Below are 14,779 nucleotides of genomic sequence, written 5' to 3'. Positions count from 1 at the left end.
TCTGGCCGAGGTCGCCCTTGGCCACCGCCGTGGTCACCGAGGCGATGTTGCGCACCTGGGAGGTCAGGTTCGACGCCATCGAGTTCACGTTGTCGGTCAGGTCCCGCCAGGTGCCACTCACGCCCTTCACCTGGGCCTGACCACCGAGCTTGCCCTCGGTGCCCACCTCACGCGCCACCCGGGTCACCTCGTCGGCAAACGAGCTGAGCTGGTCCACCATCGTGTTGACAGTGTTCTTCAGCTCCAGGATCTCACCCTGCGCGTCCACCGTGATCTTCTGCGACAGGTCACCCTTGGCCACCGCCGTGGAGACCTGCGCGATGTTCCGCACCTGCGAGGTCAGGTTGGACGCCATCGAGTTCACGTTGTCGGTGAGGTCCCGCCAGGTGCCGGCGACCCCGCGTACCTGGGCCTGACCACCGAGCTTCCCCTCGGTGCCCACCTCACGCGCCACCCGGGTCACCTCGTCGGCAAACGACGAGAGCTGGTCCACCATCGTGTTCACCGTGGACTTCAGCTCCAGGATCTCACCCCGGGCGTCCACGGTGATCTTCTGGCCGAGGTCGCCCTTGGCCACCGCCGTGGTCACCGAGGCGATGTTGCGCACCTGGGAGGTCAGGTTCGACGCCATCGAGTTCACGTTGTCGGTCAGGTCCCGCCAGGTGCCACTCACGCCCTTGACCTGCGCCTGACCACCGAGCTTGCCCTCGGTGCCCACCTCACGGGCCACCCGGGTCACCTCGTCGGCAAACGACGAGAGCTGGTCCACCATCGTGTTCACGGTGTTCTTCAGCTCCAGGATCTCACCCTGCGCGTCCACCGTGATCTTCTGCGACAGGTCACCCTTGGCCACCGCCGTGGAGACCTGGGAGATGTTCCGCACCTGACTGGTCAGGTTGCCGGCGAGCTGGTTGACGTTCTCCGTCAGGTCCCGCCAGGTGCCGGAGACCCCGCGTACCTGGGCCTGACCGCCGAGCTTGCCCTCGATGCCGACCTCGCGGGCCACCCGGGTCACCTCGTCGGCAAACGACGAGAGCTGGTCCACCATCGTGTTCACTGTGTCCTTCAGCTCCAGGATCTCGCCCTGGGCCGCAACGGTGATCTTCTGGCTCAGGTCACCGCGGGCCACCGCCGTGGAGACCTGAGCGATGTTCCGTACCTGGGAGGTCAGGTTCGACGCCATCGAGTTGACGCTGTCGGTGAGGTCCTTCCAGGTGCCCGCGACGTTCGGCACCTGGGCCTGCCCACCGAGCTTGCCCTCGGTGCCCACCTCACGGGCCACCCGGGTCACCTGCTCGGCGAAGAGCCGCAGCGTGTCGGTGAGCGAGTTCATCGTGTCGGCCAGCTCGGCGACCTCGCCGCGCGCCCCGACGGTGATCTTCTGCGACAGGTCGCCCCGGGCCACCGCCGTCGCCACCTGGGAGATCGACCGCACCTGGCCGGTCAGGTTCGACGCCATGGTGTTCACCGAGTCGGTGAGATCCTTCCAGGTGCCGGCGACGCCCCGGACGTCCGCCTGACCGCCCAACTTGCCCTCGGTGCCCACTTCACGGGCCACCCGGGTCACCTCGTTGGAGAACGACGAGAGCTGCCCGACCATCGTGTTGACCGTCCGGCCGATCCGCAGGTACTCACCGCGCAGCGGACGGTCGTCGATCTCAAGCGCCATGTGCTGGGAGAGGTCGCCGTCGGCCACCGCCATGATCACGCGGGCGATCTCGGTGGTCGGTCGGCCCAGGTCGTCGATGAGCGAGTTGACCGCCCGCTGGCCCTCCGCCCAGGAGCCGTCCAGGCCCTCCTCGTCGAGGCGTTCGGTCAGCCGGCCGTCCCGGCCGACCACCCGGCTGATCCGGCGCAGGTCCAGGTGCTGCCGCTCCTGGAGCGACACCACCTCGTTGAAGGCGTCCGCCACCTCACCGGCCGCGCCCGCGCGCCGGGGCAGCCGTACCTTGAAGTCGCCCCGGCCGACCCGCCGCAGCGCCTCCGACAGCTCACCGAGGAGCGCGTCATGCTCGGAAGCGGACACGTCCGCTGTCACCGACTGTTTCGCGGTCATCGTTCCTCGCTCAGCTCGGAGGGCTCCCGGCGTGCCGACACGCCGGCTTCCCCTCATTGTGCCCGCGTCTTCACCGGGCAGCGGATGCGACGTGCCCGGCGTCTCCCCTGCCCACGGGAAGGCGGTGACCGGCCGCGCGCCGACCCGTCGGATCAGGTCGGCTACGGACCCGTGGGCAGCGACCGTTCGCCGCCGCCGGGCCCCGCCTGGGGTGAGGCGGAGGTGTGACACCGACGGGTCGACGGGCACGGCGGGTGTGACGGTCCGTGGTGCGGCTTGGCACCCGGCCGGTGGCGTTAGAGGATACGGGGGTGTCAGCGGAGTCGGGGGCCGGGACGGACAGGGGACGGGACGAACACGTCCGGCGCGTACGGCTGCCCGCTGACCGGCGTACCCCGGCCGCCGCCCGCGCGGTGGTCCGCTCGGTGCTCGCCGAGGCCGACCTCGACGAACTGCTCAACGAGGCGCTGCTGCTCACCACCGAGCTGTCCACCAACGCCGTCGAGCACGCCCGCACCGAGCTGGACATCGAGGTCGTCGCCGACCAGATCGGCCTGACCGTCACGGTCTCCGACTTCGCCTCCGGGCCGGTCGACGAGCTGGTGGTCGGCATCCGCAACGACACCGACCAGATAGGCGAGGTCTCCGCCCGGGGGCGGGGATTGCTGCTTGTCGACCACTTCGCCAGCCGCTGGGGCACCACCTACCTGCCCACCGGCAAGGGCGTCTGGTTCCGGCTGGACCGCGACGGCGACCACGGCGACGGGCCGCACCCGCCGCCCGGCCGGTCCGACAGCGACCCGGCGACCACCGCGCCGAGCGCCGCCGCGATGAGCGAACTGACCCAGACCAGCCCCGACCCGTACGCCGACGAGCCGCTGCCCGAGTTCGCCACCGGCCTGCTCACCAGGGTCGCCGACATGGTGGGTGCGGCCGGCGGGGTGATCCGGCTGGACCGGGGCGAGGGAGAGGGCCCGCAGGTGTTGGCCCGCTACGGCCGCCAGCCCCGCCCCGGTAACGAACTGTTACGGGTGCCGCTGGTGGTGCACCGGCCGTACGCGGGAGAGCTGGAACTGGACGCGGCGCCCTCGGCGTACGCCCGGCCGTTGGCCGTCCTCGCCGCCGAACGGCTCTCGCTGCACCTGGAGAACGACCGGCTGCGCCGCGCGAACGTCCGCCGCTCGGCCTGGCTGACCTTCCTCGCCGAAGCGAGCGAACTGCTCGCCCAGTCGCTCGACGTCGACCTGACGATGGCCCTGATCCCGCAGTTGGTGGTGCCCCGGCTCGGCCAGTGGTGTGCGGTGCACACCACCGACGAATGGGGCCGGCTCAAGCTTGCCGCGTCCAGCCACGCCGACGAGTCGGTCCTGCCCCAACTGCACAAGGTGCTCCAGGAGACCGGCCCGGACTCGGTCCAGACGCGGCTGCGCGAGGCGTCGCGCATCGGGTCGCAGGTGCCGCTCGGTGGGCCGATGGAGGGCTTCGCCGTCCCGCTGGTCGCCCGCAGCCAGAAGCTCGGCACCCTGGCCGTGGGCCGGCACCAGCGGCACCGGCACGACCCGGACGAGGTGGCGGTGTTGGAGGACGTGGCGCGGCGGGCCGGCCTCGCCATCGAGAACGCCCGGATCCATGCCGAACGACGTCGGGTGGCGCAGACCCTCCAGCAGTCGCTGCTGCCGCCCGTGCTCCCGGTCGTCGAGGGCGTCGGCTTCGCCGCCGAGTACGTCCCGACCGGTGACGAGGCCGAGGTCGGCGGCGACTTCTACGACGTGGTGCCACTGCCGGACGGCCGCTGGCTGGTGGTGATCGGCGACGTGTCCGGCAAGGGGGTGCAGGCGGCGGCGGTGACCGGGCTGGTCCGCGACGTGATCCGGGTGCTGGTCGGGGACGGCAAGCCGCTGCCCGAGGCGTTGGCCCGGCTCAACGACACGCTCGTCGAACGGGGTGGGGGGCGATACTGCACGCTCGCCCTGGCGGCGGTCGGGCCGGGCGACGGCGGCCGGCTCGACGTCTCGCTGCACCTGGCCGGGCACGACCGGCCGGTCCTGTTGCACGGTGCCGGCGGGGCGAGCTTCGTTGGGATCGGGGGTACCGCGCTCGGCCTGCTCGACTCGATCACCTCGCCGTCGGCGGAGATCCCGCTCGCACCGGGCGACGCGCTGATCTTCTATACCGACGGGGTGACGGAGCGGCGGCGCGGCCGGGAACTCTTCGGCACCGAACGGTTCCGGGAGGCCGCCGCGCCCCTGGCGGGTTACTCCGCGGATGTGGTCGCGGCGCGGCTACGGGCCACCGCGATCAACTTCTCGGTCGAGTCGCCCCGCGACGACATCGCCATCCTGGTGCTCCGCAACGACGCCCTCTGAACGGGTAACGGTCAGAGGCCGCCGGGGAGGCGGCCGGGGGCGAGCCGGCGGTGCGGGTCGAGGTGGTCCTTCGCCTCCCGCAGCCGGGGGATCACCGCCGCCGCACCCCACACGTCGACCGCCTGGCGTACCTCCGGGGGCGCGGCGACCACCACGCACCGGCCCCGGCGGGCGACAAGCACCCCGCGGACGGCGGCGAGGATGCCGGCCACCCGGTCGACCGGGAACGACCCGGGCAGCGCGGCGTGCACCACGCCCAGACCGGCGGAGCCGCGCACCGGGAGCGGAACACCGGCGGCGTCCCGCAGTGCGTAGACGGCGGCGTGCAGGTCGGTGGCGGGTGCCTCGACCCGCAGCGCGGTATCCCCCGGGGCGAACGGATAGCGCCGCCACCACGGTGGCGGCTGGTCGGTGACGCTCGCCGCACCGTCGAGCAGGGCCAGCAGGCGATCGGCCCGCTCGGCCACCTCGGACCGGTCACCCTCCAGCAGGATCGCCAGCTCACCGGCGTTGTCCTGGGCGGGCGACGGATCGGCCCGGCGGCCGGCCATCGCGGGATGGTTGGCGCGGGCCGCCGCCTCCGCGGCGGACATCGGTCGACCGGCCGGACCCGGCGTCGCACCCGCCGCCGGGGCGGCGACCGGACGCGGCGGGTACCCGGCGACCGGCAGGTCCAGCTCGACGGCAGCCGGGTCGAGGTCGGCGGCGAGCACCGCCCGGACCAGGTCGCGCGCCTCCGACGGGGTCCGCACCGGCCGGGACACCCAGGCCCGGCTCGCCGGCACCGCCTGTGCCCGCAGCGTCGCCGAGACGAGCACCCCCAGCCCGCCCTGCGAGCCGCAGAGCAGCCGGCCCATGTCGAGGCCGGCCGGCGCGGCTCCCCCGGCCAGCTCGGCGGCGCTGCGGCCGGCGCTGACCACTTCACCGTCGGCGTTCAGCCAGCGCAGGCCGACAAGTTGCTCGCAGGCGGTGCCGTGCCGGTGCCGCAGCGGGCCGGACTCGTCGGCGGCGAGCACCCCACCGAGGGTGGCCCCGGGCGACGGCGGATCGAGGGCCAGCCGGCGGCCGACGCGTCCCAGGGTGGCCTGCACGGCCCGCAGCGGGGTGCCGGCACCCACCTCGACCACCGGGGAGGCCGCCGGCTGATGACCGACCCCGGCGAGCCGACCGGTGTCGAGCATGATGTCGACCCGGGCCGGCACGGCACCCCAGTCGATCTTCGTGCCGGCGCCCCGGGGCACCACCGACAGATCGTGCCGGGCGGCGAGCCGCAGCACCTCGGCCGCCGCCACCGGCCCGCCGGGGACGGCCACCCAGCGGGCGAGCCGGCCGGCGACCTCGTCGGCCGCGCCCGCCAACCGGGCGAAGGAGGGACCACAGATCCCGGCCAACCGCCGGGTGATCTCCGCTGCACCGATCGAACCCGCTCCCGTCGACATGGCATTCATCGTACACATGTTCTAAAGAGGTGGGTGGTGGTTCGGCCGCGCCGCGGAGCGCGACGGGCCGGTAACGTGGCGGCGTGACCACCGAGACCACCCCGCCCGTCGCCCGACAGGTCCCCGCGGAGCGCACCCACCACGGCGACACAGTCGTCGACGAGTACGCCTGGCTGGCCGCCAAGGACGACCCGGCGACCATCGCCCACCTCACCGCCGAGAACGCCTACACCGAGGCGCGCACCGCCCACCTGGAGGCACTGCGCGGCACGCTGTTCGCCGAGACCCGGCAACGCACCCAGGAGACCGACCTGTCGGTGCCCACCCGCAAGGGCGGCCACTGGTACTACACCCGCACGGTCGAGGGCCAGCAGTACGGCGTGCACTGCCGCCGCCCGGTCCGCGACGGCGAGACCGCGCCCCCGGTCAGCGTGGACGGCGCCCCGCTCGACGGCGAGGAGGTGCTGCTCGACGGCAACCAGCTCGCCGAGGGGCACGACTTCTTCTCCCTCGGCGCGTTCGACGTCAGCCCCGACGGGCGCTGGCTGGCCTACTCGACGGACTTCTCCGGCGACGAACGCTTCACCCTGCGGATCAAGGACCTGAGCACCGGCGAGCTGCTCGACGACGAGGTGCCCGACACCTTCTACGGCACCGCCTGGTCGGCCGACGCCAGCGTGCTGTTCTACGTCACCGTCGACGAGGCGTGGCGGCCGAACCGGGTGTGGCGGCACACCGTCGGCACCCCGTCGGGCGAGGACGTGGTGGTGCACCTGGAGGACGACGAGCGGTTCTGGGTGGGCGTCGAGCTGACCCGCTCCGAGCGGTTCGTGCTGATCGACAGCACCAGCAAGGTCACCAGCGAGGTACGGGTGATCCCCGCCGACAACCCGACAGGCGAGCCGGCGGTGATCGCCCCCCGTCGGCAGGGCGTGGAATACAGCGTCGAGCACCACGGCCACCGGTTCCTGATCCTGCACAACGACGGCGCGGAGGACTTCGCACTGGCGTACACCTCGGCGGACGCCCCCGGCGACTGGGTGCCGCTTATCGAGCACACCCCCGGCACCCGGCTGGAGTCGGTCGACGCGTTCGCCGACCATCTGGTCGTCTCGCTGCGCACCAACGGCCTGACCGGCCTGCGGGTGCTCCCGGTCGGCGGCGGCGACGGCCACGACATCGAGTTCCCCGAGCCGATCCACAGCGTCGGGCTGGACGCCAACCCGGAGTACCGCACCCGGCAGCTCCGGTTCCGCTACACCTCGCTGGTCACCCCCGACTCCGTCTACGACTACGACCTGGTCACCCGGGAGCTGACGCTGCGCCGCCGCAAGCCGGTGCTCCCCGGGCCGGACGGCCGCGCGTACGACCCGGACGACTACGAGCAGCACCGCGAGTGGGCCCTCGCCGACGACGGCACCCGGGTGCCGATCTCGCTGGTCTGCCACCGGGACACCCCGCGCGACGGCTCCGCCCCCGCCGTCATCTACGGTTACGGCTCGTACGAGGCCAGCATGGACCCGTGGTTCTCCATCGCCCGGCTCAGCCTGCTCGACCGGGGCGTCGTCTTCGCCGTCGCACACATCCGGGGCGGTGGCGAGCTGGGCCGCCGCTGGTACGACGAGGGCAAGCTGCTGGCCAAGAAGAACACCTTCACCGACTTCGTGGCCTGTGCACGGCACCTGGTCAAGGCCGGCTGGACGGCGAGCGACAGGCTGGTCGCCCGGGGTGCCTCGGCCGGTGGCCTGCTGATGGGCGCGGTGGCCAACCTCGCCCCGGACGCGTTCACCGGGATCGTCGCGCAGGTGCCCTTCGTGGACGCGCTCACCTCGATCCTCGACCCGTCGCTGCCGTTGACGGTCACCGAGTGGGAGGAGTGGGGCAACCCGCTCGCCGACCCCGAGGTGTACGCGTACATGAAGTCGTACACCCCGTACGAGAACGTCACCGCCGCCGACTATCCGGCGATCCTGGCGGTGACCAGCCTCAACGACACCCGGGTGCTCTACCACGAGCCGGCCAAGTGGATCGCCCGGCTGCGCGCGGTGGCCCCACAGGGCGACTACCTGCTCAAGACCGAGATGGGTGCCGGCCACGGCGGCCCGAGCGGCCGGTACGACGCCTGGCGCGAGGAGGCGTTCGTCAACGCCTGGATCCTCGACCGGCTGGGCCGGGCCTGAGCCTCGGCACGATGACCAGCACCGACGACGGCCGGGCGGACGAGGAGCCGCCCGGCCCCGACGTACCACCGGAGCCGGTGCGCTCGGCGGCGCGGCGCGGGCCGACCTGGCTGATCCTCGGCGTGGTCGCCGCCGCCCTGCTGGTCTGCTGCTGCTCCGCCCTGGTCGGTCTGCTGCTGTCCTGGTCGACGGGCCTGTTCCACCCCCGCTGACCGGTCAGCCGACGCGCAGTTCGTCCAGTTCGGTGCTGGCCCGCAGAAAGAGCAGAGCGACAGCCACGGTGACCAGCACCGCCGCGAGGGCGCTGGCACCGACCCAGGCCAGCTGCGCCACCGGTACATCCGGCGCGACGCTCACCTCCGGCACCCACGTCAGCCGCAGGTGCTGCGCCCTGGTGGCCGGATCGGCGCAGAGCGCGGGGGTGCCGTCGCAGACCATGGTGGAGTGACCGCCACCGGTTGCCGCACGGCCGCCGCCGAAGAGCTGACTGAGCAGGAAACCGACAACCAGGGCAAGGCCGATCGCCGGGATCGCCGGAGCGAACGCCTACCAGACGACGGCTCGGCCGATGGTGGCCCGGGGCACCCCGCCGGCGACCAGCGCGGCGTATGTCCGCCGCCGGGCGACGATCCCGTCGACCAGGGCGACGACGAGGCCACCGGCGGCAATCGCCACCGCCACCCCGACCGCGAGGTCCACCAGGTCCATGCTGCGCAGGTAGAAGGCGCCGTTGGAGTTCGGCCGCTCACTGGTGAGCCGACCCACCTCGATGGCGGCCTGGAAGGATGCCCGCAGCCCGGCCGCGCCGGCACCCACAAGCACTGCGGTCAACAACGCGGCGAAGGTGCGGCTGCCGGCCCACGGATCGGTGATCAAACGGCGGGAGGCCAGCAGCGTGGCAGGCCGGTGGGCGTACCGGTGCAGTAGTCGACCCGCCGCGTACGAGAACCAGCCGGTGCTCGCCACCACGCCCACCACCATGGCGACGGCACCGCCCCCCAGCAGCAACAGTGGCAGCAGGAACGGTGGTTGCCGGTGCCGGTCGGCGTACCAGTCGAGCACCGGAGCGAAGGAGGCAAAGGCGACGATGCCGATGACGACCAGCACCGCTACCCACGGGCCAGGGGCCTCCTCGCGGGTCCGACGGATCGTGCCGAACGGGGTGGTGGTGACCCCGCGCAGCAGGACGACACCGACCAGCGCGGCCAGCACCGGCAGCCCGAGCACGACCGCACCGATCACCGGCGGCGACGGGAGCACGTCGGTGGGCAGGGGCAGCCGCCCGTGTGCGTCGGGTCGGTGCAGCAGCACCCGGCCGGCCAGGTAGGTCACCAGCCCGACGAGGGTGCCGAGCAGGCTGGCCAGCCCGGCCTCAAGGGCGACCAGACCGGTCACCTGCCCGGGGGTGGCCCCGGCCAGCCGGAAGCCGGCGAGTCGCCGGTCGCGGGCCGGGGCGCCGAGGCGCACGCACTGCCCGGCCAGGGCGAGCACCGGGACGGCGAGCAGCAGCAACGCGACCGCCGTCCCGCCGCGCAGGCCCGGCTCGCGGAGCAGCGCGTTGGCGTACTGCTCGGAGTTGTTGCTGCCCCGCTCTCCGGGTGGGGTCGGGATGGCCAGCACGGTGAGCGCGGCCAGCCCGGCGAGGCTGGCCAGGGCGGCACTGAGCGCGGTGAGGACGACCCGGGCGGTGTCCGTGCGGTTGCCGGCCAGGGCGAGCCGCAGCGCGACGACCGGCCTCACCGGCTGTCCGTGCCGGGGCCGGCCGACGCGACCGGGACGAGCGGTTCGTCCAGGCCGAGCCCGGTCGGGTCGACGACACCGTCGCGGAGCATCACCTCCCGGTCGGCGTACGCGGCGATCCGGGGTTCGTGGGTGACCAGGACGATGGCGGTGCCCTGCTCGCGGGCGAACCGGACGAGCTGGGTGAGGACCTCCTCGCCGCTGAGCGTGTCGAGCGCGCCGGTCGGCTCGTCGGCGAAGAGCACCCGGGGGCCGGTGACCAGGGCGCGGGCCATGGCGCAGCGCTGCTGCTGCCCGCCGGACATCGCGCCGGGGCGCACGTCGGCGAGGTGGGCGACGCCGAGCCGGTCCAGCCAGTCGCGCGCCGCCTGCCCTGCTCCTCGCCGCCCCGTGCCGGCGAGGAGCAGGGGCAGGGCGACGTTCTCCACCGCGGTCAGCTCGGCGACGAGCTGACCGAACTGGAACAACACCCCGAACTCGGTACGGCGCAGCCGGGACCGCGCCGCCTCGGGCCAGGTGTCGATCCGCTTCCCCCGCCAGTGCACCTCACCCTCGTCCGGGCGCAGGATCCCGGCGAGGCAGTGCAGCAGGGTGGACTTGCCGCAGCCGCTGGGGCCGGTCACGGCGACGATCTCCCCTTCGGCGATGTCGAGGGTGACGCCGCGCAGGGCAGGTGTCGGGCCGTACGCCCGGACCACGCCGCGTGCCTGGAGTCCGCTCACGAGTGCACCTCCCGGTGCCAGTCGGCGACGCGGGCCAGGGTGGTACGCAGCCACCTCAGGTCGGCGTCGAGGTGGGCGACGGCGTAGTCGACGGCGACGACGTCGTCGAGGGTGGCCGAGGGTGCCGTCTTGACGGCGGTGAGTTCGCGCAGCCGGTCGGTGTGCGCCCGCGCCTGGGCGACCAGGTAGGAGCGGGCCGAGTCCGGGTCGGCGACCAGCAACGCCACCGCGACCTTGGTGAAGAGTGCGCTTGTCACGTACGGCATGGGTGGCTCGACGGCGGCGAGCCAGCCGGCGAGCGCGGCCCGGCCCTGGTCGGTGAGCGCGTAGGCGGTCCGGTCAGGGCCGGCCTCGCGCTCCTGACCGGCGGCGACCACCAGGCCGTCCCGTTCCAGCCGGCCCAGGGTGGCGTAGACCTGCCCGAAGGCGAGCGGCTTGGCCCGGGGCAGCCGGGTGTCGTGGGCCCGCTTCAGCTCGTAGCCGTGCCGGTTGCCGGCGGCCAGCAACCCGAGCAGCACGTGCGAGGTGGACACCCGGACAACTATTCATCCAGTGAATAGCTGGTGTCAAGCACTCTCCAGGCCGGGTCGCGGCCGGTGCGACCGAGCAGCCGGTCCAGCTCGGTCGCGTCCGCGTCGACCGGCACCTCCGGGCCGAACGCGCCCATCTGCCGACCCGTCGGCCCCATCGCGTCCATGAAGCCGTGCAAGGCCCCGATGCTCTCCGGTGTCGGCTCGTACGGTTGGCCGGTCGCCCGCGCCAGGTCCCAGCCGTGCACCACCAGGTCCACCACCCCCATCAGGCCGACCGTCGACCGGGGCAGCCCCATCCCGGGCACGACACCCTCCTCGCTGGCCGGGTCGTCCCAGGCCACCACGAGCTGCGCGGTCTCGGCCGCGAACCGGTCCCGCCAGCCCGGCCCGGCCACGTGATCGGTCTTGACCGACCAGTCCGTCTCCTGCCCGGCGGCCAGCCGCTGGAAGTTGACAGTCACGTCGTACACATGGTTGAGCAGTCCCCGGACGGTGTAGTCCACGCACGGCGTGGGCAGGTCGAGTTGGTCGTCGCCGATCGCCCGGACCAACGCCACGGTCTGCGGCGCGGCGGTGGCCAGCAGCTCACTAGTCTTCGTTGCCATATGGCGAGCGTATGAAGGCGGTCTTGAACGAATGCGACAGCCACGCGGCGACGACCGGGGCATCCTCGATCCGGCCCGGCTCCGCCGGGAGCTGCGGTTCCGTCGACACCTGCCGACCCCCGCGCTGCGCCCCTGGGTGGAGCACTACTGGCTGGTCGACTGGGCGCTGACCGCGCCGTTCGTGCAGCAGGTGGTGCCGCACCCGGCGGTCAACGTCGTCTTCCGTCGGGATGCCGGGGGCCCGGAGACCGCCGGGCTGGCCGGGGTCGGCCGGACGCTGTTCACGGTCACCCTGACCGGCACCGGAACGGTGAGCGGCATCCAGTTCCGCCCCGGGGGTTTCCGCCCGTTCTGGCGTCGCCCGGTCGCCGAACTCACCGACCGGCACGTTCCCCTCGCCACCGGCCCGGCCGCCACCCCCGCCGCCGCCGCCGGGTCCACCGTCGCACCGACCCCCGCCGCCGGGCCCGCCGTCGCGCCGACCCGCTGCGAGGGTACGGACGACGAGCGCCGCCACGCGTTGGATGCCTTCCTGCTCGCCTGGGCACCGCAGCCCGACCCGGGCGCGGCCGAGGCGATCGCCCTGGCCGAGACGATCCGGACCGACCGGAGCGTGCTGCGGGTGGACGACCTCGCCCGTCGACACGACCTCCCCGTCCGCCGGTTGCAGCGGCTCTTCCTGGACCACGTCGGCGTCGGCCCCAAGTGGGTGATCCGTCGGTACCGCCTCCTGGAGGCGATCGAACAGGCCGCCACCGGGCTGCCCGACTGGGCCGCCCTCGCCGCCGACCTCGGCTACAGCGACCAGGCCCACCTGGCCCGCGACTTCGCCGCCGTCACCGGCCGCACCCCCACCGGCTACGCCCGCTCACTGCGCTGACCGGCACCCTGGCGATCTTCGCGGTGACGCCCGGCGTCTGCCGCATGCGCCCGGACGGCGTCAGCCGGACGATCGCGGAGAGTCAGCGGCATCCGCCGCCGCCGGCCCAGCCCGACGGGTCAGGCAGGTGTCCTACCCACCGTCACGAGGTGGCGAGCTGCCTCCGCGGCGCGCTTCGGGAGCATCGAACGGTCGGCGTATCACGGAGCTCTCCGCGTTCCCGGATGCAGCAGACCATCCCACCCAAAGCCACGACGGTGCGTAATGACAGCCACCCCCATACACCTACCGCCTCGCATCCTTTGCTCTGCTGCCACCCAGACGCCAGCTACCCACCGTGTCCGGCAGGGGAAGCGGCGCATTAACCGAGATTTGTGAAGTAGCAGCTCAGGAAGATGTCGCGCATAGAGCAGCAGAGCAAAGTCTGATGAGGGGGATGGTCGGGGGTGGGAAAGTAGTCACGGTGAGCAACATAGGGAGCCCGCTCCAGCTTGAACACTCTGCGTGATCGAAGTAGCGGGATCAAGGTGGTGGAGGTGACGGCCGTGGAACACGATCCCGACCGTCCGCAGCTCGGCTGACCTCTGGCGAACCGGCGGGCCACCCACCCTGCGCCACCCACCCCGCGCCACCCACCATCGAGTGGCAGGGCGTGACCTCGGCGCACGAGGACACCGTTGCGCACCGCAGGGCAGATCCCGGAGAGCAGCCGGCACCGCTCAGCGGCGGCGGACCGCCACCACCGCGACGTCGTCGTGGATCTCCGGCGGGGCCAGCTCGACCAGCAGTCGCTGGCAGAAGCCGTCCAGGTCGGCGTCGACCACTGTCGCGCAGGCCGCCAAGGCGGCCAGGCCGTCGTCGATGGTGGTGTCCCGTCGCTCGATCAGCCCGTCGGTGTAGAGCACCAACGTCGCCCCGGCCGGCAAGGTGAACTCCAAGTCCTCGGGGCGGTCCGCGCGCACCCCGAGCAGCGGGGCCGACTGCTGGACGAACTCCACCCGGCCGTCCACCGTCACCAGCGCCGGCAGGTGCCCGGCGCTGGCCAGCCGGATCCGGCCGGTCGGCGGGTGCAGCAGCAGGATGCACAGGGTCGCCAGCTCGTTGCGGAGCAGCGTACGCATCAGCACGTTGAGCCGTTCCAGGATCACCCCCGGCTGGTGCCCCTCCACCGCGTACGCCCGCATCGCGTGCCGCAGCTCGGCCATCACCGTCGCCGCGTGCAGCGAGTGGCCGGCGACGTCGCCGATCGCCACCAACAGGTGCCCGTCGAGCATCACCAGCTCGTAGAAGTCCCCGCCCACCTCGGTCTGTGCGCTGGCCGGCTCGTAGCGCACCGCCAGGTCGAGGCCGACCACCTCGGGCAGCCGTCGGGGCAGCAGACTCCGCTGGAGGGTGACCGCGATCCGGTGCTCCTCGTCGTAGGAGCGCTGCGCCTCCACCGCCGAGGCGACCGCCTGGGCGAGCTGCACCAGCACCGGCGTCCGGGCGGTCTGGGTGGCGGTGGGCACCACCACGTAGAGCGGGGCGCGGTCCTCCCGCAACTTGGCGGCGGCCACCGTCACCGTGTCGTCCGCCGGCCACCGCACCAGCCCCCAGTCCTCGGGGGCGTCCACCCGCACGGTCGCGCCGGTCGGCACGCCGGTGTCGTCGACCACCCACGGTACGACCTCCGGCTCCTCCCCCGGACCGGCGGAGATCCCGGCCAGGCAGTCCCCGTCGAAGGTCTCCGCGACCACCGCCGCCGGGCTGCGGAAGATCTGCGCCGCACCGGCCGCCGCCTCCTGCAGCAGGCGGGTGAACGTCGACGCGGCGTGCACCGCCACGGTGGTGTCGGCCAACCCGGTGAGCCGCTCGGCGAGCAGCTCGGCCCGCTGCCGCGCCTGGTAGTAACGCAGCACCGCGTGCGCGGTGGCGACCAGTTCCTCCGGCTCGATCGGCTCGGCCAGGTACGCGTCCGCGCCCCGGGTCAGCCCCTGGGTACGGTCCACCACGTCGACCGCATGCGCGGACACGTGGATCACCGGGATCGCCGGGTGATCCGCCTTGATCCGCTCACAGACCTCGAAGCCGCTCAGATCCGGCAGTCGGACGTCGAGGACCACCAGGTCGATCGGGTCCACCCCGACCCGGGCCAGCGCCTCGGTGCCGTTCTCCGCCTCCCGGACGGTGAAGCCCGCCCGGGTCAGCCAGCTGACCAGCAGGTAGCGCTTGGTGGGGCTGTCGTCGACCACCAGGATCGTCGCCGGGGCGCCGACCAT

General features: G+C 73.0%; 12 protein-coding genes. 4 read left to right on the top strand and 8 right to left on the bottom strand.

Annotated features, from left to right (window positions below; genetic code table 11):
• Window positions 1-2,056, bottom strand: a 2,056-nt coding sequence (locus AC0AIB_RS15800; protein WP_465096956.1) for a HAMP domain-containing protein, incomplete at its 3' end; no start/stop codon positions are given.
• A 311-nt stretch (window positions 2,057-2,367) separates the two neighbouring features.
• On the opposite strand from AC0AIB_RS15800, the gene AC0AIB_RS15795 reads away from it, so the two are divergent.
• Window positions 2,368-4,422 (top strand): SpoIIE family protein phosphatase, encoded by a 2,055-nt coding sequence (locus tag AC0AIB_RS15795; RefSeq protein WP_328340999.1) that lies wholly within the window; start codon window positions 2,368-2,370, stop codon window positions 4,420-4,422.
• Window positions 4,423-4,433: 11 nt separating this feature from the next.
• Here the strand turns inward: AC0AIB_RS15795 and AC0AIB_RS15790 are convergent, their stop codons facing one another.
• Entirely contained in the window at window positions 4,434-5,870 is a 1,437-nt protein-coding gene (locus AC0AIB_RS15790) for an FAD-binding oxidoreductase (RefSeq protein ID WP_442930590.1), read from the bottom strand.
• 74 nt (window positions 5,871-5,944) lie between these two features.
• Between AC0AIB_RS15790 and AC0AIB_RS15785 the strand changes: the two genes are divergently transcribed.
• Together AC0AIB_RS15785 and AC0AIB_RS15780 are read left to right on the top strand one after the other, a co-directional pair.
• Window positions 5,945-8,041 carry a S9 family peptidase gene (locus tag AC0AIB_RS15785; protein ID WP_328341003.1) on the top strand — a complete coding sequence of 699 codons (2,097 nt, stop codon included), beginning with the start codon at window positions 5,945-5,947 and terminating at the stop codon, window positions 8,039-8,041.
• A gap of 11 nt (window positions 8,042-8,052) precedes the next feature.
• On the top strand, window positions 8,053-8,253 hold the full coding sequence (locus tag AC0AIB_RS15780) for a hypothetical protein (protein ID WP_328341006.1): 201 nt from the start codon (window positions 8,053-8,055) through the stop codon (window positions 8,251-8,253).
• A gap of 4 nt (window positions 8,254-8,257) precedes the next feature.
• Here AC0AIB_RS15780 and AC0AIB_RS15775 read toward each other — a convergent pair whose 3' ends face one another.
• The 5 genes from AC0AIB_RS15775 to AC0AIB_RS15755 all read right to left on the bottom strand — a co-directional run bounded on the left by AC0AIB_RS15775 (window position 8,258) and on the right by AC0AIB_RS15755 (window position 11,641).
• Complete coding sequence (locus tag AC0AIB_RS15775; RefSeq protein WP_465096955.1) at window positions 8,258-8,479, bottom strand: hypothetical protein; 222 nt, start codon at window positions 8,477-8,479, stop codon at window positions 8,258-8,260.
• 108 nt (window positions 8,480-8,587) lie between these two features.
• Window positions 8,588-9,781 carry an FtsX-like permease family protein gene (locus AC0AIB_RS15770; RefSeq protein WP_465096954.1) on the bottom strand — a complete coding sequence of 398 codons (1,194 nt, stop codon included), beginning with the start codon at window positions 9,779-9,781 and terminating at the stop codon, window positions 8,588-8,590.
• Window positions 9,778-10,503: an ABC transporter ATP-binding protein gene (locus AC0AIB_RS15765; protein WP_328341010.1), complete on the bottom strand. Its 726-nt coding sequence runs from the start codon at window positions 10,501-10,503 to the stop codon at window positions 9,778-9,780. Before AC0AIB_RS15765 ends, AC0AIB_RS15770 begins: the two co-directional genes overlap by 4 nt.
• Window positions 10,500-11,036, bottom strand: coding sequence for a PadR family transcriptional regulator (locus AC0AIB_RS15760; protein WP_328341012.1), 537 nt, complete (start codon window positions 11,034-11,036; stop codon window positions 10,500-10,502). The genes AC0AIB_RS15765 and AC0AIB_RS15760 overlap by 4 nt, the downstream gene beginning before the upstream one ends.
• Window positions 11,037-11,044: 8 nt before the next feature.
• Window positions 11,045-11,641 (bottom strand): TIGR03086 family metal-binding protein, encoded by a 597-nt coding sequence (locus AC0AIB_RS15755; protein ID WP_465096953.1) that lies wholly within the window; start codon window positions 11,639-11,641, stop codon window positions 11,045-11,047.
• A 31-nt stretch (window positions 11,642-11,672) separates the two neighbouring features.
• On the opposite strand from AC0AIB_RS15755, the gene AC0AIB_RS15750 reads away from it, so the two are divergent.
• Window positions 11,673-12,521, top strand: a complete 849-nt coding sequence (locus AC0AIB_RS15750) for a DUF6597 domain-containing transcriptional factor (protein WP_465096952.1) — start codon at window positions 11,673-11,675, stop codon at window positions 12,519-12,521.
• Between the two features lie 719 nt (window positions 12,522-13,240).
• On the opposite strand, the gene AC0AIB_RS15745 is transcribed toward AC0AIB_RS15750, so the two are convergent.
• Entirely contained in the window at window positions 13,241-14,779 is a 1,539-nt protein-coding gene (locus tag AC0AIB_RS15745; RefSeq protein ID WP_328341018.1) for a SpoIIE family protein phosphatase, read from the bottom strand.

The organism is Micromonospora sp. DSM 43699 (assembly GCF_055517075.1).
This window is presented reverse-complemented; position numbering and strand designations above follow the sequence as displayed.